Consider the following 25,970-nt stretch of genomic DNA (forward strand, 5'->3'; position numbering starts at 1 on the left):
TAGGACATGAGTAAAACTATACTAATTGTTGACGATTCTGACTCTCTCAGACAAGTCGTGAATATAGCCCTCTCTGGTGCTGGTTATAATGTGATTGAAGCCTGCGATGGGAGAGATGCTTTATCAAAATTAAACGGTACTAAAGTTCACTTAATCGTCAGTGATGTGAACATGCCCAACATGAACGGCATAGAGTTTGTAAAACAAGCTAAGCAATTGCCTCAGTATAAATTTACGCCTGTCATTATGCTAACGACAGAGAACCAGCAAAGCATGATGGAAGAAGGCAAAAAAGCCGGTGCAAAAGCCTGGATGGTTAAACCCTTTAAACCAGCACAAATGTTGCAAGCGGTTTCTAAACTGCTCAGCATTTAACTTCGTTATTGGTAATTATTATGACTACCTTGAAGTTTAATTTTCCTGAAGAGTTAACGATTTACGAAGTTGCACACATCCATAATGAGTTAAAAGTCTACTTCGAAAGTAACGACGAAGTCGCTCTTGATTTAAGCCAAATTGAAGAGCTCGATTCTGCTGGTATTCAACTTATTTATAAAGCACTTCATCAACTGAATAAAGAGAACAAACCGCTTGCCACTTTTAGCATCAGTGAGGTTGTAAAAAAGAAGTTTTGCATTCTAGGTTTAAGCCTTCCTGTTCAAGTGCATGAGGAGTAAAAGCCATGACATTAGATTTGTCCTCTGCAATTTCAACTTTTTTGAGTGAATCAAAAGAGTTACTCCAAGAAATGGAAGATGGTCTAATTGAGCTTGAATCAGAGCTTGATGAATATCACCGCGGTGAAGTGATCAACGCCGTATTTAGGGCTATCCATACTATTAAAGGCAGTGCTGGTATATTTGGGTTTGATCATGTTGTTAGCCTTACTCATATCGTAGAAACAACACTTGACGCATTACGCCTAAATCAAATTTTGCTAGATAAAGATTTAATATCAGCATATTTATCTAGCAGAGATCTGGTTGAGACTTTAGTTGAATTAGCAGTTGAAGAGATTGAGCCGGACGACAGTACAAAAATACAGGTTAATGAACTCATTGCTTCACTCTCAAATTACATTAATAATGAAAATGAAGAAGACAGGATACTTAAAGATCAGCCTGCTGATATAGGAACAGTTGAGTCAAATAGTAAGTGGCATCTGTTTTTTGTCCCTAACGAAAATGTACTTAGAAATGGTTTAGACCCATTCGCTTTTCTTTATTTCTTATCGAATGAAGTTGAAAATCTGCACATTGACACTTTTGTTACTTCATTGGAACAAACACACACATTTGATCCGGAAAGTAACTATTTCTCATTTCATGCTGTATTCGATTCTGACAAATCAAGCGAAGAAATAGCTGAAATTTTTGAGTTTATACAAACCGAAGCTAATATTTCAATCATTCCTCCAAATAGTAGTTACCAAGACATCTTTAATGCATTAGGACAGTTTCCTGACTCAGCTTCAGCCGTTTCAATGCTTGAAAATAGCCAAAGCCTGCCAACTAATTATATCGATTCTATAAAGTCTGGTAGAAGCGAATTAGAAACTAGCGATGATAGCTCGCCTAGTGACACTAACAGTCAACCCAAATCTAACCAACAAAAAATTCACCAAAGTAAAACATTAAGAGTTGAAGCATTAAAGCTTGATAGATTAATTGACCAAGTTGGTGAAATGGTGATCACAGGTGCAAGAACAAACTTATTAGCACATGAAACAGGCAATGAAACACTCATTGAAGCTATGTCACTTCTAGAGCGTCTTGTTGAGAATATACGCGATAGCTCATTAAAGCTCAGGATGGTGCAGATTGGAGAAACCTTCAATAAATTTAAACGAGTTGTTCGAGACATAGCGCAAGAGCTAGGTAAAGAGGTCGAATTGAGCATTGAAGGTGCTGAAACTGAGTTAGATAAGACATTTGTCGAAAAAGTCAGCGATCCGCTCATGCATATCGTACGAAACGCGATTGACCATGGAATAGAATCACCCGATGTACGAAAACAAAATGGAAAGGATGCCACTGGCACACTTACTCTACGTGCCTACCATGATTCTGGTTCGATTGTTATAGAAATAAAAGATGATGGACAAGGTCTAAACAAAGAGAGGATCCTCGATAGAGCTATCGAGAGAGGCATTATCACTCCTGAGCAAACACTGGCTGATAAAGAAATAAACTTATTGATATTTGAACCTGGATTTTCAACAGCTGAAGCAGTTACCAACATTTCTGGTCGAGGTGTTGGCATGGATGTCGTTAAACGAAATATAGAAAGTCTTCGTGGTAGTGTTGAAGTTGAAAGTAAACAAGGGCTTGGTTCATCAATCAGTATACGTCTTCCTCTAACCCTATCTATTATTGATGGCTTCATGTTCTCAGTACACGATGCGAATTATGTTATCCCTTTAGATACGGTTGTTGAGTGTCTGGAGTTGCATGAGGTTGTACCTGAAGAAGATATTCAAGATAAAAATTACATCAATTTAAGAACTGAAGTGCTCCCCTTTATTCGGTTAAGGTCCTTATTCGGTATCTCAGAAAAAATAGACCATTCACGTGAGTCATTAGTCATAGTGCAATTTGGTACTTTACGTGCTGGTCTCGTTGTTGACTCGCTCAAAGGTGAGTTTCAGACAGTAGTAAAACCATTAGGAAGGTTGTTTGAAGGACTCAAATGTATCAGTGGGGCCACTATTTTAGGTAGTGGCAATGTTGCAATCATATTGGATGTCTCTGCACTCATAAAATCAGCTATATCTGTTTATGAGTCGCTAGAAATTAAGCAGTAGTTATTACTGGAGTTAACCATGTTCAAGAACCTAACCATTCGAAACAAAATCATATTAGCCATGTTTACCATGGGACTACTCTTACTTGTGATTGCAGCTTCCGTGCAGATAAAAAATGGCAGCATCGAAGCTTTCGCTGTAAATGTTGGTAAGGAAAATATTCCAGAAGCCATTTATTCGCTTAATATGCTAGACGAGCTCGGGGATATGAATAGTAACGTGCTTGAGTATATTGCCGGTGAAAAAGATGAAAGCGAAGACTTTAGGTCTAATTACAGCGAATTTTTAAGCTACCTTGAAGATCTCAGACAGCTAGATACAGTAAGTAATACATATATTCGACAGCTTGAAGATCTAATAACTCGATATGCGAATGAAAACCAAGAACTGATATTTCAAAGGTTTGATCCTGAATTAGAACAAAAAGCGACTGAGAAATACGACTTTCTCAACAAAGAATTTGCTGAACCAATGGAACTTTTGTTAGATACCTTAAAAGAAGAAGAAGTTGCAGATGCTGGAAGTTCTGGTGATTTCAATGAGGTTGTAAATGATGACCTACCTGGTGTTCGTTATTACTTAGAGCTCATTGATGAACAAGGTGACATGATGAGCTCATTAAATGCCTATATGCGTGGTGGTATTGGCGCCGTGAATGCATTCGAAAAAGACGCTAGAACCTTTTCTGGCTTCCTTGCGGATATAAAGCCCCTTGAGAGAAAACCACAAGAAATCAAAAATTTGGCTGAAGTTGAAAGGATGTATCTAGCACTTTATAACGGTGGTAAAGAAATATTCTCTACTTATGACCCTAAAAAGAAGATTCAGGCAACACAAGATATTGACAGATTAGAACATGAAGTGTTTAACAAAATTGAAGATTTACTAGAGACGATATCTAATGAAGCCATAGATGAAGGGAATCAATCTTTAGATGAACTTATTCACGCAGCCCGTGAAAGTATTACATTAGTCTGGTCATTACTTGTTCTTGCTATCATACTAGCTGTAGCCACAGCCGCATTCCTGATAAAAGGGATTGTACTGCCTATTAATGCCCTCGCCGAAGCCGCGGAAGATCTGCGCTCAGGTGAAGGCGACCTAACTAGACGAATTCCTGATTTCGGCAATGATGAAATTGGCGAAACTGCCAAGAGCTTTAATGGCTTTATCGAACGTCTGCAAAATATACTCCTTGATATTCAAGAATCCGTCGAATCGATTGCGCATAGTACGAATGAAGTCAGTACCACTTCTAGAATGCTCAGTTCAACTTCTAACCAACTCGCTGCCAGCGTCGAAGAAACATCCGCGTCATTAGAACAAATGAGTTCTTCGATATCGATGAATACCGAAAATTCAAAAGTAACGAATGACATCGCCAAACAGTCTAGCAGTGAAGCCAATGATGGAGGACAAGCAGTTAAAGATACTGTTGTCGCCATGACGCAGATTGCAGAAAAAATAGGTATCATAGAAGACATCGCATATAAAACAAATCTTCTTGCCTTAAATGCAGCAATTGAGGCTGCAAGAGCTGGCGAACATGGTAAGGGCTTTGCGGTCGTAGCTGATGAGGTCCGAAAGCTAGCAGAACGTTCACAAATTGCAGCCCAAGATATCAGTACACTTGCCGATAATAGTGTCAAAATTGCCCAGCATGCAGGTGGTATGCTAGATAGAATGGTGCCAAATATTGGTAAAACAGCTGATTTAGTCCAAGAAATTACTGCAGCTTCTACCGAGCAAAGTACTAGCGTAGGCGAAATCAATAGAACGGTTTCTCAGTTAGATGAAATAGCGCAACAAAATGCGTCAGCTTCTGAAGAGCTCGCCTCTACTGCGAAAATGGTACAAGACCAAACAAGTGACATTCGCTCAACAGTAAATTACTTCAAACTGAGTAATGATAGAACTCAAGTAAAAATTAGACAACAGGTTCAGTCGCAAGGCAACAATGCCTCTCCATCTTCTGAAAGTGGTTTTAGTCCTTTTGATGAGTAAATGAGTATGGAAAATAATTTAGTGGATAATAGTGAGCATGAGTTTTTAGTTGCAGAGAAAGACAAATATTTGGCTTTTGAGCTAAACAATATGCCTTACGCTGTGCCCATATCTCTTGTAAAAGAAATAATGGAGTTTATCACGGTTGACCCTATTCCAATGGCTCCAGATTTTATAATCGGTGCGATAAATTTGCGCGGAGAGGTAATTCCTGTTTTTGATTTATCGATAAGACTCGCAAAAGATAAGCAACCTTGCACTAATAGAACCTGTATTATTATTGTCGAATGCGAATTTAAAAATATTCCAATTGTCATTGGATTTAAAGTTGATATGGTGACTAAGGTACTTGATATTTCTATGGATGAAATTGATACAGTACCTAGTATAGGAGGTCAGTTTCAAAGTCGTTTTGTGATGGGCTTAGCGAAACTTGATACTAACCTTTTAACTATTTTAGATATCTCCAAATTGCTGACCATCAACGAATTTGAGCTTATTCAGGATATTACGCAAAGTAGCAACCAGCTTGATTTAGAGCTCGAACATCAAGAAAGCTCGGAGCCACACTATGAATGAACAAAGCAAAGCGATTTCAAACTCTGAGCAAGGAAGGTATTTATTTGTTTGTATTGGTTATGACACTTTCGGTATACCCATTGAATCAGTAAAAGAGGTCATTGAACATACCGAAAGCACCATGATACCTATGTGCTCTAATGTTATCAGCGGTGTCATCAATGTACGTGGCAGTGTGATCCCAGTTTTAGATGTGCAAGCGAGATTAAATTTAAAATCGGTCACACCTTATGATAGGTACAGTTGTATCGTTTTGTACGACTTTTATGATGATATCATTGACGAAACCATGACACTCGGCATGCTAGTAAACAGTGTGGTATCTATTGAATCAATCACTTCTCAACATTTAGAAGAGTCACCATCTTTTGGGTCAAATATACCTCGTCAATTTGTATGGAAAATGGCGAAATTGAATAATCGACTGACTAGCCTCTTAGATATGGCAAAAGTGATAGATATTAACGAAATAAATCAACAGCTAAAAATAGCGCAAGATGGCTTTTTCCTTAGACATTGTGAGCGTTAAGATATGATTAATACGCAAGAGTTTAATCAACTAAATCGCGTATTAGAGCAACATACCGGTATACGGCTAGCATCAAGTAAAAAAGATATTATGGCCAGTAGAATGAGCAGGCGTTTAAGAGCAACTAAACTCAAATCATTTGGTCGTTACTACCAGTATATAATCAGTGATGAAGGAAGAAATGAGCTAAGTATCTTCATCGATAAGATGACCACCCATGAAACCTATTTTTTTAGAGAAATTGCGCAATTTGAATTTTTGTACGATTATTTAAAAAATAATAAGCCCAAACGGTTTCCTATTAAAGTCTGGAGTGCAGCCTCATCAACTGGTGAAGAGGCATACAGCCTAGCCATGCTTATAGATGACCTATTCTATAATCAACCTTGGCATATTTATGGTACTGATATATCAAGAACTGCTGTAAACATGGCTCAAGATGCGTGCTATGCCATTTCTACTGCACAAAAAATCCCAAGTAAATATAGAAAAAGCTACTGTTTAAAAGGTCATGGAGATAATGAAGGCGCATTTACGCTAATCAACAAAATAAAACATAATTGTACTTTTACCATTGATAACTTACTTGAACTTAAAACCGTAGACTACTCATTTGACATCATTTTTCTTCGTAATGTATTAATCTATTTCGACGAAAATAAGCAACAAAAGATTTTAGACAACATAGTAAAAAGACTTAATTATTCTGGGTTATTGTTTTTAGGCCATTCAGAAACCCTTAAGAAAAAACGCAATGACTTAAAACTATTACAACCATGCATTTATAAAAAGGTTGCCACATGATCAGCGTATTTGTTATTGATGACTCGGCAGTAATGCGCCAGGTAATGAGCGAGATAATAAATCATGATAGGCATTTAAAACTATCTGGTGTTGCGAGCGACCCTGTATTAGCCGAAAGAAAAATGAAGCTAAATTGGCCTGATGTCATTTTACTTGATATTGAAATGCCAAAAATGGATGGCATCACTTTTTTGAAAAAAATCATGCAAGAGCGCCCTACTCCCATCATTATTTGCTCGACGCTTGCCCAAAAAAATACATCAACAGCCATGGAGGCACTTTCATCAGGTGCGGTTGATGTAATAGCTAAGCCTACTGCAGGATTAAATGACTTCCTTCACTCTTCAGGTATCACCGAAATAGTAGAATCAATCAAAGCAGCTGGTAAAGCCAAAGTTAAATCCATGTCTTATACCAGTAGCACTTGTATTAGAGAGAATTATACTGCAGATAAAATATTACCTGTCGCACCCAGTACAAGCTCTATCAAGACTCAAAAAATCATTGCAATTGGCGCATCTACGGGTGGTACAGATGCAATTCAAACACTACTAGGTTTAATCCCCCAAAATTACCCGCCTATTGTAATAGTGCAGCATATGCCCGAGAAATTTACACATGCTTTTGCAACTCGCTTAAATCAAGTGTCTGTTCATGATGTAAAAGAGGCGCAAACAGGTGATAAACTGACTTTGGGAAAAGTGTTCATTGCGCCTGGTGGTAAGCATTTATTGGTAAATAGGCAAGGTACCGACTATTATTTAGAAGTTAAAGATGGTCCATTAGTAAGTCGCCATAAGCCATCAGTAGATGTGCTATTTCGTTCTGTAGCTCAGTCTGCAGGTAAAAATGCCATAGGTATAATCTTAACCGGTATGGGTGATGATGGAGCAAACGGGATGCTTGAAATGAAGAAACAAGGTGCAATAAATTTTGCTGAAAGCGAGTCAAGCTGCGTCGTATTTGGTATGCCTAAAGAAGCCATTGCAAGAGGCGGCGTTGATAAAGTGTATTCCCTACATAACATTCCGTATCAACTGCAAAAAGTATTGAGTTAGCCTTATGTTAGAAGATAACATCACAGAACTTTTCTCTATTTGTTATTTCTCTATAGATAATAAGGGGAATGTATTGTCAGTGTCACCTGAAGCATGGCAGCGGTTTGGATTAAATGTATCTGATAATATTCTGAAAGTTAAACATCTCAGCCTAATCAATGAAAGTTATGAAACACTTAATCCTGAACATGTATTCTTATCTGAATGCACAGATAAAACTGAGATTGGATTAAGCATAAACAACAGTACAGTTGACTGGCTGCAATTAGATTTTGTACGCACTTCTGACGCTAAATTTGTGCTTTTTTCTAAAGCAGAAGAACTTGTTGCAATAAGGCGGCTCAACAAGCAATTGGCCATTCAAGACCCTCATACCGGTTTACTATACAGAGAGGCTTTTGTTACTAAAATAAAAGAACTGGATACTGTCGGTCTGGTGTGTTGTGTGCGAATTTGTAACTACCAAAGAATTTCAGAGCTTTGGAATATTGGTGTAGCTAACTTGGTATTTATGGAGGTTTTATCTCGCTTTCAAATCGAGTATGAATCGGCTATTTTTTCGAAATATTCTACCGATTGCTTTTCAGTGTATATTCCGAGTACTAAAAATCTCAATATCGAAAAACTGTATAACACGCTTAATGCCCCTTTTACTTTTAATGGTAGCAGCTTCTATAGCAACATTGCGCTTGGTTATTACAAGGAAAAAAATAATGATGACCATGAACTCAGCTTAAACAAAGCTGAAATGGCCACTTTTGATGTTTTGTCTGAGAAACTACGACTAGTTGAATTCCAAGATACATTAGCCAAACAGATTGAACATCAAAATAAGATTGAAACAGAGCTTCAGGTTACTTTAAACAAGAATCTAGCAGATTCTTTTTTTGTTGCCTTTCAAGCTATCCATGACACACGCTCTGAATGTTTAATTGGAGCTGAATGCCTAATGCGCTGGAAAGTGGATGGTAAATTAGTTCCTCCTGATGAATTTATTCCAATTGTTGAAAGCTCTGGTGAAATTAATAAGCTAACTTTATTCAGCATTGAGCAAATCAGAAAATTGTTAGATTTACTTGATGAAGAAGAAATTGACGCGAATTTTTATACATTTGCTATAAATATCTCAGTTACAGAGATTCTCGACGTAAACTTTGAAAAAAAGCTACTTGAAAAATTAACTGAACAGCGCCTTAATCCTAAAAAGATTAAGCTTGAGTTGACTGAATCAGCTTTAATTGACAATTTCAGCTATGTAAATAACGTGCTTGTATCACTTCAGAAAAAAGGCTTCACCATTGCAATTGACGATTTTGGTACTGGGTTTTCAAGTTTAAGTTATTTATGCAAACTGAATTTTGATGAATTAAAAATAGATAGAGCTTTCGTTACTAACGTGATTAAAGACACTAAACTCCAGTCAATTTTCAATTCCATTGTTTCTTTAGCCAAGAATTTAGACAAGCCAATTGTTGCGGAAGGCGTGGAAGAAATGGAACAAATGATTTATGCAAAAGCTAAGGGGGTTAACTACATACAGGGGTATTACTATAGTAAACCCTTAGCTATTACTGAATTTGTGGAATATGTGCTAGAAGATAAATCTAGCTATCTTCACTTTGATTCTTAACCATTGCCTAACACCTTCGCTGGATCAGTTTTTGTAGCTTGCCAAGCAGGATAAATACTGGCTAAAAGTGCGAGTATTAACGTTACGCCTAAAGTGATAGCAATGTCGGTCCAGATCAATTTTGATGGAAGAAACTCAACAAAATAGACTCCTGAAAGTGGATTTTGTGTGCCCTCACCATAAAACCAGACAAATAATTCAGGCAAATAAAGAGATACTAAAACACCTAGCGCACTGCCAACTAATGAACCTAGTAACGCATTACCAACACCTTTGAAGGCAAAAGTAGAAAAGATTGTACTATCCTTAGCGCCCATTGTTTTGAGTATTGCGATATCCGACTGCTTATCTTTAACTTCCATCACCATAGACGAAACGATATTAAAACTCGCTACAGCAATTATCAAAATAACCACTAGAAATACAATTGTACGAACCATTTGAATATCTTGATACAGGCTGCCTTGTGTTCTAAACCAACTATTCACATACACTAGATCGGGTAAGCTTCTGCCTGCAGACATAGCAATATTATGAGCTTCAAATACATCCGTCACTTTGACTCTCAAACTCGTGACTTGATCTGCCTTAAGACTTAATACCGTTTGTAAGGACTCTAAGCTTATCAGTGCCATAGATTGATCTATTGGACCGCCCATTTTAACCAAACCGACTAACGTCACTTTTAAGCGTTTAGGTGCTGACAACATTGATTTCGCATTTTTATTAGCTATTAATAAAGTAAAATTATCACCAATAGAAAGGTTAAGACTCTCTGCTATCTGAGCACCTAGAATTACTTCATTTAGTGCCAAGTTCTTTATACTAACATCTTTAATAAACTCACCGACGCTTGATACATCTTCATGTGAATGAACATCAATACCCTTTATTTGAGCGGCTTTTAACTTCCCCTTAAATTGCACCATACCAGTCACATTTATTTCAGGTACAGCTGCAACAACACCCTGTTGTTGCTCTAGAATATGTATCTTTGATTGCCAATCATTGATTGGATCATAAGGTGCATCATAGGTGACATGAGACACAACAGATAAAAGCCGCTTTTCAAGTTGTTCTTCGAAACCATTAATAACCGACAAGGCCACAATTAAAACACTAACCCCAAGTAAAACGCCTATAGTAGACGCTTTATTTAGGATTGAAGCGAAACCCTTTTGTCGAGATTGACTAAAGCGCTTAGATAAAAATAAACTAAGCATGACTAACCTCAGTCAATACACCATCATCTAATTGCACACTTCGACCAAGTTTCTCTGCGAGCTCTAAGTCATGAGTAACAATGACAAAACTTGTCTGAAGTTGTTGATTGAGTTCATTTAATAAATCATAAATTTTTATGGCATTTTGCTTATCTAGATTACCAGTGGGCTCATCAGCCAAAACCAATGCGGGTTTTGTCACCAGTGCACGAGCGATTGCCACGCGTTGACGCTCACCGCCAGATAACTCCGAAGGTTTATGTTCAGCCCTATGATCTAATCCCACCTTCTCTAGCATACTGAGTGCTTCAGAATGCGCACGATTTGCTTTGACTCCTTGAATGAGTAGTGGCATGGCAACATTTTCGAGCGCAGTAAATTCCATCAATAAGTGGTGGAATTGGTAGATAAACCCCATATGTTTATTTCTAAATTCAGCTTGCTGATTTCTTGATAACTCCGCAACATTTGTACTTTTAATTTTGGCATAGCCAGTTGTTGCATGATCTAGGGTGCCAAGTATATGTAATAAGGTACTTTTACCCGATCCAGAACTGCCAACTATTGCAAGCATTTGTCCTTGCTTTAGCTGTAAGTTTGCACCTTTCAACACTTCGACTTTGTTCTTTCCATCTTGGTAAACTTTGCCTAAGTTTTGACAATCAATTACTAAATTACTCATATCTTAAAACCTCAGCAGGCATTACTTTCGCAGCTTGTTTGGCTGGATAAAGGGTAGCTATAAAACTTAATAAAACACTCAAAGTGCCCATGATAATTAGACCTGTAATTTCAAACTTAACGGGTAAGGCCATCCCCCCCAATAAAGACAAGCCGACCAGTGACATCACTTCATTGATATAATTTGCCAGTAATAATCCAGCAAATAACCCCAATAAAGTACCGATAACACCATTATAAAGTCCTTGAACCATAAACACTTTCGATATCATCGCGGGTGTAAAGCCCAAGGTTTGCAATATGGCTACTTCACCCTGCTTTTCTTTGACCATCATTGAAAGACCCGAAATAATATTGAAAATCGCGACTAATACAATTAGCCCTAGCAACAAAGACATCACTCTTTTTTCCATTGCAACGGCTGCAAACAAAGCACCTTGTTGGACTTGCCAGTCAATGCTTGTGTACCCAGAGGTATCTAGGGTAGAAAGATCTTTATAAAAGTCTTCAAGAGAAAAGGCATCATGTAACGAAATACTAATATCTAATTGAGATTGTGACTTTTTTCGCATTAACCTTGCTAGGCTTTTACCATTTGCGAAGGCAAGTTGTGTATCAGCTTCACTTCTTGAATTATAAATAAGGGCCACAGTAAATAATCTTTGTGCAGGCACCCTTCCCATAGGCGAATAAGTTGTGACCTCAGGCATAATCACTCTAATTTGATTACCAACCTGTACTTTCAAACTATTTGCCAAGTAACGGCTAATGGCTAATTGATACTTACCCGATTGAAACTGCTCCACACTGCCAGACTCAATATGACTCTCTAACTGTGAGGTCCCGCCTTCAAAAATCCCCTGTAATCTAACACCTAAAAGTTCTTCATTGGTCTGTAGAATGACATCTGAGGTCAGATAAGATTGCACTCGCTTAACCGTACTTAACTCGGCTAATTGTGTCTTTAAACTATTAGAGGCTTTTATTTCATCTTCAGGCTTTAGCTGCACATGGGGGATCATATCCAGCATGGCATTTTTAAGTGTTTGCTCAAAGCCGTTCATCACAGAGCTCACTGTGATCAAGGACATAAGTCCTAATGCGATACCTGCGATAGAAAAAAAAGAAATGAATGAAATAAACGCATTTCCTTTGCTCGCTTTGGCATACCGAAGCCCAACAAAAAGGCTAACTGGTTGAAACATATATAATAAATTAAACTTTCATTTTCTACATGCCCGCATACTACCACAAAGTCACATGACATATATAAATACTAACTTGTAAAAAAGTTTGTAAATCCGATAGTTAAAAAGAAAATTTGGTGTAAAATGCGTGAAATCTCGCGGTATGGAAGTTCTATGTTATCTCTATCTCGATATAAGCATATGAATTTAAAGGGCGATTTATTTGGTGGTGTGACCACTGCCATAATATCTCTCCCGCTTGCCCTCGCGTTTGGTGTTGCTTCAGGAGCCGGTGCTGAAGCAGGTATGTGGGGTGCAATTTTAGTCGGTCTTTTCGCTGCCTTGTTTGGTGGTTCTACTTCCCTGATTTCTGAGCCAACTGGTCCAATGACGGTTATTATGACCGCAGTTTTGACCGCAATGATGGCTAAATATCCTGAATCTGGCCTGGCTATGGGCTTCACGGTTGTGATGATGGCCGGTGCTTTTCAAGTGTTACTAGGTACCTTAAAGCTCGGTAAATACGTAACATTAATGCCCTATTCTGTTATCTCTGGGTTTATGTCAGGTATTGGTGTTATCCTCATCATATTACAGCTTGCACCTTTATTAGGCCACCAAGCTCCCGCTGGAGGCGTCACTGGCACTTTAGGTCAACTTCCTGAACTCTTACTAAATATTCAGTTTTCAGAGTTGTTATTAGGCGCGGCCACATTAGCAATATTGTTTTATTTCCCTAAAAAATATCGCCAATATGTGCCAGCTCAATTAGTCGCACTCGTTGCAGTGACCATAGTTTCAGTAATCATTTTTGATACTGATAGCATTCGTAGGATCGGTGAGATACCAAGTGGCCTACCCTCTATAGTTATCCCGACTTTTACTGCTGACCAATTTCAGTCAATGGTAATCGATGCCCTAGTGCTGGGTACTCTGGGTTGCATTGATACCTTATTAACTGCCGTTATCGGAGACAGCTTAACTCGAACTGAGCACGATTCTGATAAAGAGTTAAGAGGTCAAGGTGTTGCAAATATCATCTCTGGCTTATTTGGGGCGTTACCTGGTGCAGGTGCAACTATGGGCACAGTGGTAAATATTCAAGTCGGTGCGCGTTCTCCACTGGCGGGTATTTTCCGAGCACTGATTTTAATGGCGGTTGTCTTTGTAGCCGGAGGCTTAACAGAACCAATTCCCTTGGCTGTTTTAGCGGGTATTGCCGTATATGTTGGTATAAATATTCTTGATTGGAGCTTTATTCAAAGAGCACACAAATTAAGTATATCTCAAATGGCAATTATGTATGGTGTAATGTTACTCACTGTATTTGTAGATCTCATTGCCGCTGTAGGCTTAGGTGTCTTTATCTCAAATATCATGGTGATAGAGCGACTTAGTCGTGTTCAATCAGAACAAGTTAAAGCCATTAGTGACTCTGATGACGATGTTCCGATGAATAAATCAGAACAAGCATTATTTGAACAAGCGAACGGCCAACTGCTCTATTTTTACTTATCGGGCCCCATGATATTCAGTGTCTCTAAAGCCATTGCACGTCAACATCGCGATATAAGTAAATACAAAGCCATGGTTTTAGACTTAAGTGATGTGCCAATGCTTGATGTCACTGTGAGCCTAGCGCTTGAAAATGCGATTACTGATGCATTAGATGCAGACTGTAAAGTCTTTATCTTCTCGCCAAACTCAGAAACATCTGATCAACTCCATCGTTTTCAAATTAACGAAAAACTTGGTGAAAATGCATTTTGTAATTCTAGAAGTGATGCATTAGAACGCGCGTTGGAATCAATGTAAATTTAGTCGTTTTGGCACAAAGTAAATTCTTTATGTCAAAACGACTTAAAAACCCTTCATTTATCAAATAGAATCAAAAACCTCCTACTTGGCATTTACTTTGCCTGCTATGTTCTTGGAATATTAAATTACTGCACAAAACAAATTATTGACTTAATTGTTTATTAATTGTTGACGAAACCGACACAAAATACGACAATAGGATTAATTTCGCTTTCAAAGTTTGTTGTAAGCAGTTTTTAAACTTGGAGAACTACTAAATGAAGTTATCTTTATTAGCAATGTCGACGCTTTTTGCAACGCAATTTGCAATGGCTGATAATTTAGTTACAAACGGCTCGTTTGAAGAAAATGTGATCAACTCTAAATGGACATTGTTGAATTCAGTTAACGGATGGGAGCGTGAAGGCGCACGTTTCGAGATTCAAACTTCTAGACTGGGCATCATAAATGCACAAAACGGCAATCAGTACATTGAGTTAGACTCGACTGCTAACCACAGTGTGTTTCAAAATATTAGCACTGAAGCTGGTCAAAGTTATGAAGTTTCTTTCTATTACTCTCCTCGTATTCAAGGTGATAGTTCAACAAACAAAGCTGAAGTTAAATGGAATGGTCAAACTGTACTAAACCTTAATTCTACAACTCGCGGTTGGCAGTCATTTAACGTCACTGTAACTGCTGACTCTGATTCATCTGAGTTGCGCTTTGTTGGTACAGGCAAGAACGATAGCCTTGGCGCATTCATCGACAATGTTAGTGTGACTAAAAAGCAATCATGCCACACTGGTATTTTCGGTATTAATAATTATGGCGACCTAGAAACAGGATACGTATACAAATTCGATCTTGAATCTAAAACGTACAGTGTTGTTGCTGGCGCACAAAACACAGCATCTAACATTGCTAGCCACAACGGCAAGCTATATTTCATGGAACAATTAGATTCAAAAACTAAAGCATCTAAGCTTTGGTCTTTAGATTTAGAAACAGGTACTCAAACCGCTGAAGCAGATGCTACTTCATGGCCGATTTATCGCTCTGCAGTTACCGCTGACGGTCAGTCTTTACGTGCAACCAGCAAAACATATATGTACGACTACGATCTACAAACTGGCGAGAAAACGGTTTTAGGTAAAATGCGCTATTCTGGTGACACATTCTCACACGGTGATGTTGCCTATTCTGCAGATAACAACACGCTTTATGTGTTAACTGGCAAGTCTCTTTACACGATTGATGACAGTACTATGGCGCTGACATTAATCGGCCATCACGGAATTAATTGGGCATCTGGTTTGGCAATTTCTGACAACGGTGCTCTATACGTATCAGGTCGTGTGTCAGGAGAAAACGCAAAAATTTACAGTGTAAATCCTCAGACAGCGGTTGCAACCTATGTGATGGATGCACCTGAACACATTAATGACTTAACGTTTGTAGACAACTACTGCAACTAAATTTCATTAGAAAATGGCCAGTTTTAACTGGCTATTTTTTTGCGCCAAATTTACCTTAAAATTCCTTTCAAAACCCTATCTATCGAGCATAAAGAGTTTGTTGATTACGTAAAAAGGCCCTAATTTTCCTCAAAGGTTGATAAACTGCAACTCGCAGCTTTAACTTCAGTTCCACAAAGAAGCCTATTACTTTTGGCTCTGCTAACAGCAGTTTAAACTCCTCTAAACTTGGATCAGTTTCAACCTCAGCCTATTTGAAATAAACCCTGAAACATTGCTTAAAAAGAAATCTACACCATCAGACTATAATCTTTAGAAAAATAAGGGAGAATTTACAGATCTATTTTGTGTAAGTGCAAGCCGTTTTAATTAAGATTAGCCGCTGTAATTTAATTTGTTATCTACAGCTTAGGTTATTCAAGTTTGGGCTTAACATTCTTAATTGGTTACTTTAATGAATTAATAAACATAAAAAAGCCCCAACAAATGTCAGGGCTGAATTATAAATTTTATGTTTAAGTGCTTTGTGATTAATACAAACTTGCTTGGCTTTACTTAATCGTATTACCTATTTCAAAGCTACATTTACAAATACCGCAGTCATTAATACCGGGCATACAAAACGAACATATTGCGCAAAGTAATAATGGAAACCGCTACTTGCTTCTAAAAGCTTATTGCCTCTTTGCCACATCCAGCCGACTGTCAAAAAGTAGAACAGTCCCATTAAAGGTAATTGATATTGTGTGAACACACTGATAATCAAACCAAATAGCCATTCAAAATTAAGTATAATCGTCGTTGAAACCAACATAATCACTAGAGTTACCCAAATTGTGGCACTTTTTCGTTTCAAACCATGGTTTTCCACTAAAAAAGAAACGGGTATCTCAGTAGAAGATATTGTAGAAGTTAATGAAGCAATAGACATAAGTACAAAGAAGGTTAGACCTACAAATAGGCCTATTTGCCCCATATTCATAAATAGCTCTGGCAAAACAGCAAAAATCAAGCGCCCTTCCCCGATCAGTTTACCATCTTGAAAAACCTCAACGCCACTTTGCTGTGCAACAAATATTGCAGGAATGATTAATAAACCTGCAAGAAAAGCAACACCAGTATCAAGCAAGGCAACACTCGCAGTTAATTTAGGTAAATTTTCATGTGGTTTTAAATACGAGCCATAAATCATCATGCAGCCAACCCCTAATGAAAGTGAGAAGAAAGCTTGACCCATAGCAGCAATAACCAAATCAGGATCTGTTACTTTTGAAAAATCTGGTACTAAATAAGCCTTAAAGCCTTCCATAGCACCGTCAAGCGTTGCCATATAACCAATTAAACCTATAAGTAATAACAATAATAAGGGCATTAATCTTCTAGACCATGCCTCTATACCAGACTTAACACCTTGCAAAATGATACTGGCAGTAAGCAACAACATAAGCGGGGTGAAAATGAAATTCCGCAATGTTGAGTCACCTTTTAAGAATGCTGCGAGTTCATTTAGTTCTAATAGCCTTGCAAGTGGTTCAAGTGAAAAGGCCAGCATCCAACCAGCAACGATCGAATAAAAACTTAACATCACAATGGCACCACATAGGCCAACATAACCTGCTGTAGCACCCACTTTAGGATTGCTATCCTGCCATGCTTGTTTAAGTGCTTTAACTGGATTAGATTGTGCTTGGTGACCTATGTACAACTCAGTGTACAAAGCTGGTAATGCCAAAAGAAATATAACCACAAAGTACACTAATAAAAATGCACCACCACCATGGTTTGCAGCTTGGGTAGGAAAGCCCCAAATATTTCCAAGCCCTACAGCAGCACCAGCTGCTGCTAAAACAAAGCCTAAGCGACTTTGAAAGCCATCACGCAATTGAGCCATTTATACATCTATATGTTTATTATTGTTAACTGACGATTATACGCAACTGAGCTGATTTTGCTAATAGACTGCGTTTAATTATCACTTGTAATCAGTAATAAGACTAAATAAATTTGCAAAGTAAAGAAAAACTTCTGTAATCTGCTTTTTGGCCAGTTCCATTCAAAAGGAGTTCACAATGTTAATGCCAAAATTAGGATTTGCACTCGCTTTACTTTCTATACTCCCCGCTTTTGTACCGGGCGCAATGTCAGTAATCGGCTATTTCATCACTCTAGCTGGGCTAATTATCTGTGTAAGATACAGCCAAAGTGCGCCGAAGTACTTTTTGTTAGCAAGCACACTATCTATAGTTAATGTATTAATAGTGAACGATACGTTACGTCTCATTGAGAATGAATCATCAATTACTTTATCTGAGCAATTTATAGCAATTTCTATAGTCTTTGTAATACTTGCGTATGGAATATCTAAACAAAAAATCGGTCAAACTTGAACAGAATGACCGATTAGAATACTTGAAAATTGTGAGCTGGTTATCAGCAAGCTTCTAAAAGCTGTGCATGAATTGATTGAACAACCTCGTCTGATTCACCTTGTTCAACTAAGAAACACAAATTGTGCTTGCTTGCGCCATGGCAAATTAATCGAATGTTAAAGTCTTTAAGCACATTCATAAAATTCACTTCGTGTTGACGAAGCTGGATTTCAGAACCGATCAATGCAACCAATGTCAGATTGGTCTCTACCGTTACATGACAGAATTCACTCAACTCTTCTAAACACGCTTGATCTAGTTCAGGTCTAGAAGAACTCAATGCATTATCAAGTGTGATGGCAACACTGATCTCAGAAGTGGTTACCAAATCTACCGAGATATTATATTTACTTAAAATAGTAAAAATACGCGCTAAAAAACCACTCGCCAACAACATTTCTGGGCTCTTTAACGTTAAAAGAATCTGATTCTTACGTTGTGTAACGGCTCTGATCCCAGCTTTTGATTCGGTTTCTTTTTCAATCCAAGTACCACCGGCTTGAGGTTCGCGACTAGAACCAACAAAGACCGCTATACCGCTGCGACTCGCAGGTAAAATGGTTGCTGGGTGTAATACCTTTGCACCGAATGTGGCCATTTCAGCCGCTTCATCAAAGCTCAATCGTGCAATCGGTGACGCTTTTTTACATAAACGAGGATCTGTGCTGAATATGCCTACAACATCTGTCCATATCTGTACGCTTTGTGCACCTATCGCTTCCGCCAATAATGCGGCACTATAATCTGAACCACCTCTACCTAGCGTGGTTGTCTGGCCATATGTATCACTGCCAATAAAACCTTGTGTTACTAACACTTTGTCTGCAAGTTGTGGCAATAAATGCTGCTCTGCTGCGCTTGCAGTTGCACTCACGTCAGGCGTTGCTTTACCAAACTGGTTATCTGTTTTAAGTACTTGGCGTACATCAAACCTGTCAGCAGTAACACCTAGATTACGTAATACTTGAGTAAATAGAAAAGAGGATAGTCGCTCACCGAAGCTAAGCATTTCGTCACACTGCTGTGCACTTAACGCAGGGAGTTCAGCCAGTTGTTCAAACTCGCTAATTGTTTGAGAAAAGCCGGTTGCTAAGTCTGCATCTAGTGTCAGTTTTTCTAAAATGGCGTCCTGGATTTCAAGTACAGCTTTAACAAGGGTTTTACGCTCTGCTAAATCAGCTTTTTGCTGAGTTAATGTCACTAGGTGATTAGTAACACCTGCACTGGCACTCACTACTACAATACGTACTTGATTATCATCATGAATAATTTGTGCACAGCGATGCATTGCTTCAAAATTGGCGACACTTGTACCACCAAACTTAGCAACTGTGAACTGGGAAGTCATTTTATCTCCTTTATGAACACTGTGTGTTCAACATCAATAAGGAGAACTCGGCAAGAATATACGGATAGATTTGATATGCTCATTGCCAGAAGCTCTCCACCATAAATCGGTGACAGTTCCGAGGATTCAGCCTCGTAAACCGAAAAATAGCAGCGACGTACTGATATTCTTCTCGGCGAACACTTCCCTCACTGACTGTCATCGGTATACGTCACCTCAAACCAGCTACCTAAGTTTCGCGCCTCTTCTGTTTATTTTGCGTAATCTAAGCTGAACTTAGGCAAAATAAAAACCGCGCAAACGCAAGTTTGTGCGGGTTTTTAAAAAGTAACTTTTAGACGTCTAGGTGTCAAGTACTGTTTTAACTAATTTGTACTTAAAGCTTCTAAATCATCATGCCTGCGTAATAAGCACCTACATAACCTACTGAATAAGCTATGAGTAGATAAAAGAACATACGTAAGTAGCTAACAAATGTCAGTGCTTTAACCTTGTTCATTGCAATAATGCCTGCAGCAGAGCCGATGATCAGCATTGAACCACCAACCCCCGTTGCATAGGTAAACATTAGCCACTGCTGTGTAGACATAGTAATATCAGCTTTTAAAAGTGCCGCAGTTAAAGGCACGTTATCTACTGCTGCAGACATAATACCAACAATATAATTCGCATACTCGGGTTTTAGGTAATCATACAACTGAGTGAACTTAACCAAGAAACCCACTTCTTTTAGTGCGCCAACCACAAGTAAGATACCAACGAAGAACAGAAGCGTGTCGTATTCTATCTCGCGAATATAGTCAATAATTTTACGGTTTACGTCTTTTTTACGCATTAAGAACTGAGCAACTAAGAACATCAGTGACAAGCCAAATAACATGGTTAATAAAGGAGGCACTTGATACTCAACACTCAAAAATAAAGTAGAAAAAACCGTTAATGCAAAAATACACGCTATTGTTACATCCGTTTTCTCGATACGACGTGTTTGTTCTTTTTCAAACACAATCGTTTCATTCATGCCAAATGACAGCAATGTAGCCAACACGATTACGCTCACAATCGCTGGAGCCACGAGCAATAATAAGTCTGGAATGGTTACTTTATCGGCAAGAAATATCATAAGTGTTGTCACATCGCCTGTGATCAATGATACTCCCCCTGAGTTGACACTAAATATGATTAAAGTTGCGTATTTTATAAGCTTCTTTGGGTCTAATTTCAACGACATAACAACAGCTAATGAAATGAGCGTTGCTGTAATATTGTCTGAAATTGACGAAAATACAAAAGCGGCAATGCCAACCAGGAACATGAGTTTACGTTCGCTGATTTGTGATGGCATGACACGGTGCACGATATTTTGTATAAAGCCTTTAGAGTTTAGATAAGCGACGAAAGTCATGGTGGCCATTAAAAATAGCCACAAGGTTGCTATCTCTAATATGTTGTGGTTTAGCTCATGTTGTACATTTTCTGGGCTTTGACCATGTATTGGAGAGATAAAGGCGATAATCCAACATAAAGTACCAAAAAAAAGTGTAGTTTTGGCCTTGTTTACATGGATTATATCCTCTATAACGATGAGCACAAAAGCTATCGCTATCAGTGTTAGGATTATAGTAGTAACCATAATGCGTAAACAACCTGTGTTTAAAAATTAACAAAAATGGTGGGTAACGTAAGTCGGCGCAGATTCTAGCATTATAGGTACATGTAAGCTATCAATATAAGTATAAAATACGGTCTTTTTTCACAAAAAAGACACAAAGTGGAAAAATATGATCCCAGCGAAGAAAGTTTTAAATACGCTCACTGAACACTGGTCTGTCATTGAGCTTTTGTTTAAACGTTTCAAAATGACTGATTTCAGCATCAAAGACGTTCAAAACATCATAAAAAACAAAAATCCTCATTGGAAAAGTGACAAAATATTCAAGGAAACTAATAAATTATTAAACCAGGAAATAATCATACCACTGGCAAAATCGTCACAATTAGAAATTAACAGAGCGATTGCTGATTTCATCAGTTTTTTATTGCAAGAAGAAGACTTAGGAATCGCTGCAGAAATAACGGTTTTGGTTACTGATCTGGAACGACTCGGTAACCGCCTAGCACAATCCGGTGAAGATGGTGACTTTACTGAGTTACGTCGATTTAGCCGCATTATGGACGAGCGAGTGCGTAAAATCGTCAAGCTGTTTAGTCATAATGAAAACGCTATCTTTAACATTGTAGAGCAAGCAAAGTCTGATACCAGCCATGTTTCACTTCAAAAGCGTTATAAAGCCGTGATAGAGGCATTCGACGAATATATTGAGCCTATGCTGGAAATGGTCGATATTCGAGGTGATTTTCACCGCTGCTTTAACCGCATAGAAGTACAAATTAGTGCTCAGATAGAACACATTGAACTCTTTGGCCGTGGAAGTATTGATAAGCGCATGCTCGAACAACTTCGTACTCGTATTCTTGATATGCACCTAGTTGGTCGAGAAAGTCTGCGCAAGAGTGCTGATATGCTAATGCCACTACGAGAAGAACTGCGCCGTAACAATCTGATCACACGACAGGCATCTAAAGTTCTAGGTCTTATTCGTAAAAACGGCGTTGATCGAACACTTAGTGCCGTACAGCCTGAGTTTGTCTCTGATATTCAACGTTTTTCATTAGGCCAACAACGCCACATGGTCGCCTATATGGCAAGCTTAGTAGAATTTGAGCATGACGAATACGAACTTCCCGATCAAACCGACGTACCGGCCTATCAGAGCCCAAATATCCCAGATTACAATAATGTAAGAACAACTTTCGCAAAAACAGGCCAAAAACGAACAGCGATTTTAGGTTTCTTATCTGAACAGTATCCAGATCTTGAAGCCGATGAAATGCTGTTTTTATATCAAAAACTAATTAACGATACAGATCTCGAATTACAACAGGACGAACAACGTACAAGCGTGTCTATTTCGGGACAGACATTCAAACTGTATCCATTTAATGCCGCCAACAAGCAAGAACAAAAGAATGACAAACATTAATTTAACTGATTTATCAGAATTACAAGCCATCAATAAAAAATTGGTTAGCGGGTATCACATCAGTGAACAAGACACCACCTTATGGCAGCAACTTGACCAAAAAATTGATGCTTACCAAGCCTTATTTACTGCGCTTGGTCACGATCTTATTCATGATGCCCGAGGCTTTTATTATTTAGGCAGTGATGAGAGCACCCCAAACATGGGGAAGATTTCTCGTGCCATTGCATTAACTATCTATATTCTTATTGAGCATTACGCCAACCAAGGTAAAGATCCCCTTCGTGCCCTATTTGATAACATCGCCGATTTAGAGCTGATGCAAACACTGGTACAAATGAATAAACACCTGTTTGACCAGCTCGAAATTTTTTCAGGCTCAGAACTTCGTAAAGACGTGTATTTACGCATGGTGCGCTTAGGGCTGGCTAAAGAAGTTGAGCAAGGCTTTGTATTACTCGCGCCAGTTTATAGATATATAGATGCATTAATGGAAGTAAATGATAATAACTTTGACGAACTCGAGGAAGAAGTATGAGTAAGTTATATGGATTAAGTAAGCTTGCACTATTAAATACGGCGGGCTATGCAAAATGTGTGATCCCGCTCAATAAGAGTGCCTCTATTTGTGCGCCGAACAATACTGGTAAAAGCTCGGTGATTAATGCGCTGCAATTTCCGTTGATCAACGACCTGCGTTTAACTGAATGGGATGGTCACGATTTAGAAGAAACACGTAAATTCTACTTCTCAAGCGATCAAAGTTACATTTTACTTGAAGCCAATCTACCCCACGGTGATGTCGTCATCGGTGTTGCAGGTTTAGGCAAGATTGCAGGTTACGCTCACCAGTTTTTTTGCTACCCAGGAAAGCTTGATTTAAATGATTTCACGCAAGACAAGAGCATCATTAAATATACCAAGCTTTTTAATCACCTTGAGAGCAAAGGCAAAAAAGCGGTCGAGTTAAAAGCACAAGAGCTAAATGCCCTACTCATTGGTGGTGCAACACAATTTGATGGTGATATTAACCTTAAAATGATCCCATTAAATAACGTACAAGATGCGTCTATTTATAAAGAGATTTTCAGACGAATTTTGAACTTGCATAAATTAGGCGCGCAAGACGTAAAACGCTTTATGCTGCGTGTATTTGAACGCCACATGTCAAACTCAAAAGTCGACTTTTATGAAGTATGGCGTCGAGCTTTTGATAAAGTAAACCACTCTCGTCGCGAACTTGCTGCTCTTGAGTCAATGCAAGAGCCCATTGCAGCCCTTGAACAAATGCTCGATAGCGAGAGCGGTATAAAAGGTAAACTTGCCGCCTACGCCCCTAAAATTGATATGGCACTGGTGGAATTTGCCGATTATCAAGAATCACAAATGAGTGAGCTTGAAGCTCAACTAGAAGACATAGAGCAAGAAAAACACGACTTCGAACAAAAACAACAACTTTACTTACAACAGTCAGGCGACATTGCCCGTCGCCAAGCGCAAATTGAGCAGTGGTTTATTGACTACTCGGCCCTTAAAACTGAGTTTGAATTAACCAATCACGCGACCTTAAAAACCAATCTGCAATTATTGAAAAAAGAATACGAGCAGTTGTCGTTTTCTATTAATAGCGCTCAAGGGCAAAGCTTACATACCCTTGATTATCGTATTAACGAGAACAACAAGCAGATCAAGAGCCTAAAGCTGCAACTTAAAAACCTTGAGTTCAATTTGTTTACTCGTATGCGTGAAGATCTGTCTCTAAAAGAAGTCGAAGAAATTTCTCGTATTTTGAATCCAGATATTCTGAGCTTTGCAACGACAAGCCAAGGTGAAGTTGATATTCATGACGAAGATGCTTTCGGTGAGTTCTTAGCAAACTTATCAAACAGCGTAAAAGGCGGTGAATTAACACTGCCAGGTGCAACCATCAAGCTTAAAAAGCTCAGTCCTGTACAAATGCAAAGTGGCGAGAACAAAGCACAGTTAAAGGCGCAGTTAGAATCATTACAGCAATCATTAGTCGAGCTCAAACAACAGCGTGAAGTTGCAGCAAACGTAGTACAAAAGCAGCAAGAGCGTGATGCATTATATGATGAGCTAATGGCACTAGAAGCAACGCTAAAACGCTTCGAACAATACCAAACCATGCTGCAATCTGTTGAAGCACAATCTCTACTCAAAGAGCAATTAGACGCTGAGCGCGAGCAAGTAGACAGCTATCTTCAAGATATTCAACGCAACGCCAGCTCAATCTCAGATAGACGTTCAATTATTTTATCGAAGCAAGACTTAATTAAACGTCAAGGGGACCGTTTAAAACAGGTTAAATCTGAGCGTATTGATCACACACTAGACATTGTGAGCGAGCAACAAACGCCTTACCCTGTTGAGATAAACCTTGATTTCGATAACTTGGCTGATGTGATCCACCAGTTCAATAAAGATTGCCATGAACTGCGTAATCTAGCTGTCAACGTGCGTAATACCTATTTGCATATTTACAATGCGGGTATCACCAAGTTTGATAATGAATCCGATGAATTTACTAAATATCAGAAACTCATCAGCGCATATCATAATATTGACAATGAACGTGATGCGGTTGAGAAACAAGCACGTGTTGCCCTCACTGAGGTAGCTGCAACCATTAAAGGCCTTCGTGAAGATTTAGATCGTTTACGTCGTGAAATGAACAGCTTTAACAAAGGGATCAGTCAACATAGGATCTCAAACTTACAGGCGTTTAAGATCAATGTGATACCTCGTAAGATGCTAGTCGACTCTATAGATACGATTATCAGCACGTCTGATAGTTATGAAAAAGGTGACAATCTTGATCTATTGAGTGAATTACCTACAGACGAAAAAGCTGTTACCGCAGCAAAAGATCATTTAATCAAGCTTGCCAGCGAAAAAACAGGTTTAACGCTTACCGACTTATTCGATATCCGTTTTGAGGTGGTTAATCGCGCCGGTGAGACTGAACATTTCGATAAAATCGATTCTGCAGGTTCTAACGGAACGCGTATTACAATCAAGCTGTTATGTGGTATGTTGTTCATTCGTTATCTATTATCAGATCAGGAACAAACGTTGTATCGTATTCCTATCTATATAGATGAGGCGGCAGATATTGACCCGCAAAACCAAAAAGCCATTATAGAAACCGCATTGAGTTTCGGCTTTGTACCAATTTTTGCTTCGGTTAAACCGCAAATCAGTTGTGACTACTTAGTGCCAATCCGTAGTGTAAAAGATGGCAGTCAGAACTGGGTTGACGAAAAAGATTGGATTGAAGTGGAACATTCTGAGGCCAGTTAGGTCTCAGAAAGCAAATGACATTATCAACTGGGATGGATCCCAGAAACTAGGAGAA

The 25,970-nt window shown here is 38.6% G+C and carries 21 protein-coding genes and 1 riboswitch; of the genes, 15 read left to right on the top strand and 6 right to left on the bottom strand.

The window, feature by feature from the left end:
* Window positions 1-6: 6 nt before the first annotated feature.
* Genes C1E24_RS13880 through C1E24_RS13920 form a run of 9 tightly spaced genes read left to right on the top strand, consistent with a single transcriptional unit; the run spans window position 7 to window position 9,407 of the window.
* Window positions 7-375 carry a response regulator gene (locus C1E24_RS13880; protein ID WP_138482407.1) on the top strand — a complete coding sequence of 123 codons (369 nt, stop codon included), beginning with the start codon at window positions 7-9 and terminating at the stop codon, window positions 373-375.
* Between the two features lie 20 nt (window positions 376-395).
* The gene (locus C1E24_RS13885) at window positions 396-677 is read left to right on the top strand and encodes an STAS domain-containing protein (protein ID WP_138482409.1); all 282 of its coding nucleotides are present in this window, start codon (window positions 396-398) and stop codon (window positions 675-677) included.
* A gap of 5 nt (window positions 678-682) precedes the next feature.
* Window positions 683-2,803 (top strand): chemotaxis protein CheA, encoded by a 2,121-nt coding sequence (locus C1E24_RS13890; protein WP_138482411.1) that lies wholly within the window; start codon window positions 683-685, stop codon window positions 2,801-2,803.
* Window positions 2,804-2,821: 18 nt separating this feature from the next.
* Window positions 2,822-4,807: a methyl-accepting chemotaxis protein gene (locus C1E24_RS13895; RefSeq protein ID WP_206078137.1), complete on the top strand. Its 1,986-nt coding sequence runs from the start codon at window positions 2,822-2,824 to the stop codon at window positions 4,805-4,807.
* 6 nt (window positions 4,808-4,813) lie between these two features.
* The gene (locus C1E24_RS13900; RefSeq protein WP_138482413.1) at window positions 4,814-5,386 is read left to right on the top strand and encodes a chemotaxis protein CheW; all 573 of its coding nucleotides are present in this window, start codon (window positions 4,814-4,816) and stop codon (window positions 5,384-5,386) included.
* Complete coding sequence (locus tag C1E24_RS13905; protein WP_138482415.1) at window positions 5,379-5,915, top strand: chemotaxis protein CheW; 537 nt, start codon at window positions 5,379-5,381, stop codon at window positions 5,913-5,915. Before C1E24_RS13900 ends, C1E24_RS13905 begins: the two co-directional genes overlap by 8 nt.
* Window positions 5,916-5,918: 3 nt before the next feature.
* Window positions 5,919-6,719 carry a CheR family methyltransferase gene (locus C1E24_RS13910; protein ID WP_138482417.1) on the top strand — a complete coding sequence of 267 codons (801 nt, stop codon included), beginning with the start codon at window positions 5,919-5,921 and terminating at the stop codon, window positions 6,717-6,719.
* Window positions 6,716-7,777, top strand: coding sequence for a protein-glutamate methylesterase/protein-glutamine glutaminase (locus tag C1E24_RS13915; RefSeq protein WP_138482419.1), 1,062 nt, complete (start codon window positions 6,716-6,718; stop codon window positions 7,775-7,777). Before C1E24_RS13910 ends, C1E24_RS13915 begins: the two co-directional genes overlap by 4 nt.
* Before the next feature lie 4 nt (window positions 7,778-7,781).
* Entirely contained in the window at window positions 7,782-9,407 is a 1,626-nt protein-coding gene (locus C1E24_RS13920) for an EAL domain-containing protein (RefSeq protein ID WP_138482421.1), read from the top strand.
* On the opposite strand, the gene C1E24_RS13925 is transcribed toward C1E24_RS13920, so the two are convergent.
* The 3 genes from C1E24_RS13925 to C1E24_RS13935 are packed head-to-tail and all read right to left on the bottom strand — an operon-like array spanning window position 9,404 to window position 12,516.
* Window positions 9,404-10,630, bottom strand: a complete 1,227-nt coding sequence (locus tag C1E24_RS13925) for a lipoprotein-releasing ABC transporter permease subunit (protein ID WP_138482423.1) — start codon at window positions 10,628-10,630, stop codon at window positions 9,404-9,406. The two genes, C1E24_RS13920 and C1E24_RS13925, sit on opposite strands and share 4 nt — an antisense overlap.
* Window positions 10,623-11,312, bottom strand: a complete 690-nt coding sequence (lolD, locus tag C1E24_RS13930) for a lipoprotein-releasing ABC transporter ATP-binding protein LolD (protein ID WP_138482425.1) — start codon at window positions 11,310-11,312, stop codon at window positions 10,623-10,625. Before lolD ends, C1E24_RS13925 begins: the two co-directional genes overlap by 8 nt.
* Window positions 11,305-12,516, bottom strand: a complete 1,212-nt coding sequence (locus C1E24_RS13935; RefSeq protein ID WP_138482427.1) for a lipoprotein-releasing ABC transporter permease subunit — start codon at window positions 12,514-12,516, stop codon at window positions 11,305-11,307. The genes lolD and C1E24_RS13935 overlap by 8 nt, the downstream gene beginning before the upstream one ends.
* A 156-nt stretch (window positions 12,517-12,672) precedes the next feature.
* Between C1E24_RS13935 and C1E24_RS13940 the strand changes: the two genes are divergently transcribed.
* Both C1E24_RS13940 and C1E24_RS13945 read left to right on the top strand, forming a co-directional pair.
* Window positions 12,673-14,313, top strand: coding sequence for a SulP family inorganic anion transporter (locus C1E24_RS13940; protein WP_138482429.1), 1,641 nt, complete (start codon window positions 12,673-12,675; stop codon window positions 14,311-14,313).
* A 260-nt stretch (window positions 14,314-14,573) separates the two neighbouring features.
* A complete protein-coding gene (locus C1E24_RS13945) occupies window positions 14,574-15,773 on the top strand; it encodes a DUF642 domain-containing protein (protein WP_138482431.1) in 1,200 nt (399 codons plus the stop codon).
* 568 nt (window positions 15,774-16,341) lie between these two features.
* Here the strand turns inward: C1E24_RS13945 and C1E24_RS13950 are convergent.
* A complete protein-coding gene (locus C1E24_RS13950; protein ID WP_138482433.1) occupies window positions 16,342-17,664 on the bottom strand; it encodes a sodium-dependent transporter in 1,323 nt (440 codons plus the stop codon).
* Between the two features lie 178 nt (window positions 17,665-17,842).
* Here C1E24_RS13950 and C1E24_RS13955 point away from each other — a divergent pair, with 178 nt between their 5' ends.
* Window positions 17,843-18,160 (top strand): hypothetical protein, encoded by a 318-nt coding sequence (locus tag C1E24_RS13955; RefSeq protein ID WP_138482435.1) that lies wholly within the window; start codon window positions 17,843-17,845, stop codon window positions 18,158-18,160.
* Window positions 18,161-18,203: 43 nt separating this feature from the next.
* On the opposite strand, the gene lysC is transcribed toward C1E24_RS13955, so the two are convergent.
* Together lysC and nhaD are read right to left on the bottom strand one after the other, a co-directional pair.
* Window positions 18,204-19,550 carry a lysine-sensitive aspartokinase 3 gene (gene lysC, locus C1E24_RS13960; RefSeq protein ID WP_138482437.1) on the bottom strand — a complete coding sequence of 449 codons (1,347 nt, stop codon included), beginning with the start codon at window positions 19,548-19,550 and terminating at the stop codon, window positions 18,204-18,206.
* A gap of 81 nt (window positions 19,551-19,631) precedes the next feature.
* A riboswitch (Lysine riboswitch) is annotated at window positions 19,632-19,805 on the bottom strand.
* 130 nt (window positions 19,806-19,935) lie between these two features.
* Window positions 19,936-21,183 (bottom strand): sodium:proton antiporter NhaD, encoded by a 1,248-nt coding sequence (gene nhaD / locus C1E24_RS13965; protein WP_138482439.1) that lies wholly within the window; start codon window positions 21,181-21,183, stop codon window positions 19,936-19,938.
* Window positions 21,184-21,331: 148 nt separating this feature from the next.
* Between nhaD and C1E24_RS13970 the strand changes: the two genes are divergently transcribed.
* From C1E24_RS13970 to C1E24_RS13980, 3 genes are read left to right on the top strand one after another with little or no spacing between them, the layout of a single operon-like run.
* Window positions 21,332-22,594, top strand: a complete 1,263-nt coding sequence (locus C1E24_RS13970; protein WP_138482441.1) for a hypothetical protein — start codon at window positions 21,332-21,334, stop codon at window positions 22,592-22,594.
* Window positions 22,581-23,132, top strand: a complete 552-nt coding sequence (locus C1E24_RS13975) for a condensin complex protein MksE (protein ID WP_138482443.1) — start codon at window positions 22,581-22,583, stop codon at window positions 23,130-23,132. Before C1E24_RS13970 ends, C1E24_RS13975 begins: the two co-directional genes overlap by 14 nt.
* Window positions 23,129-25,915 carry an ATPase gene (locus tag C1E24_RS13980; RefSeq protein ID WP_138482445.1) on the top strand — a complete coding sequence of 929 codons (2,787 nt, stop codon included), beginning with the start codon at window positions 23,129-23,131 and terminating at the stop codon, window positions 25,913-25,915. Before C1E24_RS13975 ends, C1E24_RS13980 begins: the two co-directional genes overlap by 4 nt.
* The last annotated feature ends 55 nt before the right edge of the window (window positions 25,916-25,970 follow it).

The organism is Pseudoalteromonas phenolica, from assembly GCF_005876835.1.
Lineage (GTDB): Bacteria > Pseudomonadota > Gammaproteobacteria > Enterobacterales > Alteromonadaceae > Pseudoalteromonas > Pseudoalteromonas phenolica_B.

What these genes read in the sequence shown, in the direction of transcription:
- C1E24_RS13880 (WP_138482407.1), top strand. Translation starts at nt 7, where the DNA reads ATGAGTAAAACTATACTAATTGTTGACGATTCTGACTCTCTCAGACAA.
- C1E24_RS13885 (WP_138482409.1), top strand. Translation starts at nt 396, where the DNA reads ATGACTACCTTGAAGTTTAATTTTCCTGAAGAGTTAACGATTTACGAA.
- C1E24_RS13890 (WP_138482411.1), top strand. Translation starts at nt 683, where the DNA reads ATGACATTAGATTTGTCCTCTGCAATTTCAACTTTTTTGAGTGAATCA.
- C1E24_RS13895 (WP_206078137.1), top strand. Translation starts at nt 2,822, where the DNA reads ATGTTCAAGAACCTAACCATTCGAAACAAAATCATATTAGCCATGTTT.
- C1E24_RS13900 (WP_138482413.1), top strand. Translation starts at nt 4,814, where the DNA reads ATGGAAAATAATTTAGTGGATAATAGTGAGCATGAGTTTTTAGTTGCA.
- C1E24_RS13905 (WP_138482415.1), top strand. Translation starts at nt 5,379, where the DNA reads ATGAATGAACAAAGCAAAGCGATTTCAAACTCTGAGCAAGGAAGGTAT.
- C1E24_RS13910 (WP_138482417.1), top strand. Translation starts at nt 5,919, where the DNA reads ATGATTAATACGCAAGAGTTTAATCAACTAAATCGCGTATTAGAGCAA.
- C1E24_RS13915 (WP_138482419.1), top strand. Translation starts at nt 6,716, where the DNA reads ATGATCAGCGTATTTGTTATTGATGACTCGGCAGTAATGCGCCAGGTA.
- C1E24_RS13920 (WP_138482421.1), top strand. Translation starts at nt 7,782, where the DNA reads ATGTTAGAAGATAACATCACAGAACTTTTCTCTATTTGTTATTTCTCT.
- C1E24_RS13925 (WP_138482423.1), bottom strand. Translation starts at nt 10,630, where the DNA reads ATGCTTAGTTTATTTTTATCTAAGCGCTTTAGTCAATCTCGACAAAAG.
- lolD (WP_138482425.1), bottom strand. Translation starts at nt 11,312, where the DNA reads ATGAGTAATTTAGTAATTGATTGTCAAAACTTAGGCAAAGTTTACCAA.
- C1E24_RS13935 (WP_138482427.1), bottom strand. Translation starts at nt 12,516, where the DNA reads ATGTTTCAACCAGTTAGCCTTTTTGTTGGGCTTCGGTATGCCAAAGCG.
- C1E24_RS13940 (WP_138482429.1), top strand. Translation starts at nt 12,673, where the DNA reads ATGTTATCTCTATCTCGATATAAGCATATGAATTTAAAGGGCGATTTA.
- C1E24_RS13945 (WP_138482431.1), top strand. Translation starts at nt 14,574, where the DNA reads ATGAAGTTATCTTTATTAGCAATGTCGACGCTTTTTGCAACGCAATTT.
- C1E24_RS13950 (WP_138482433.1), bottom strand. Translation starts at nt 17,664, where the DNA reads ATGGCTCAATTGCGTGATGGCTTTCAAAGTCGCTTAGGCTTTGTTTTA.
- C1E24_RS13955 (WP_138482435.1), top strand. Translation starts at nt 17,843, where the DNA reads ATGTTAATGCCAAAATTAGGATTTGCACTCGCTTTACTTTCTATACTC.
- lysC (WP_138482437.1), bottom strand. Translation starts at nt 19,550, where the DNA reads ATGACTTCCCAGTTCACAGTTGCTAAGTTTGGTGGTACAAGTGTCGCC.
- nhaD (WP_138482439.1), bottom strand. Translation starts at nt 21,183, where the DNA reads ATGGTTACTACTATAATCCTAACACTGATAGCGATAGCTTTTGTGCTC.
- C1E24_RS13970 (WP_138482441.1), top strand. Translation starts at nt 21,332, where the DNA reads ATGATCCCAGCGAAGAAAGTTTTAAATACGCTCACTGAACACTGGTCT.
- C1E24_RS13975 (WP_138482443.1), top strand. Translation starts at nt 22,581, where the DNA reads ATGACAAACATTAATTTAACTGATTTATCAGAATTACAAGCCATCAAT.
- C1E24_RS13980 (WP_138482445.1), top strand. Translation starts at nt 23,129, where the DNA reads ATGAGTAAGTTATATGGATTAAGTAAGCTTGCACTATTAAATACGGCG.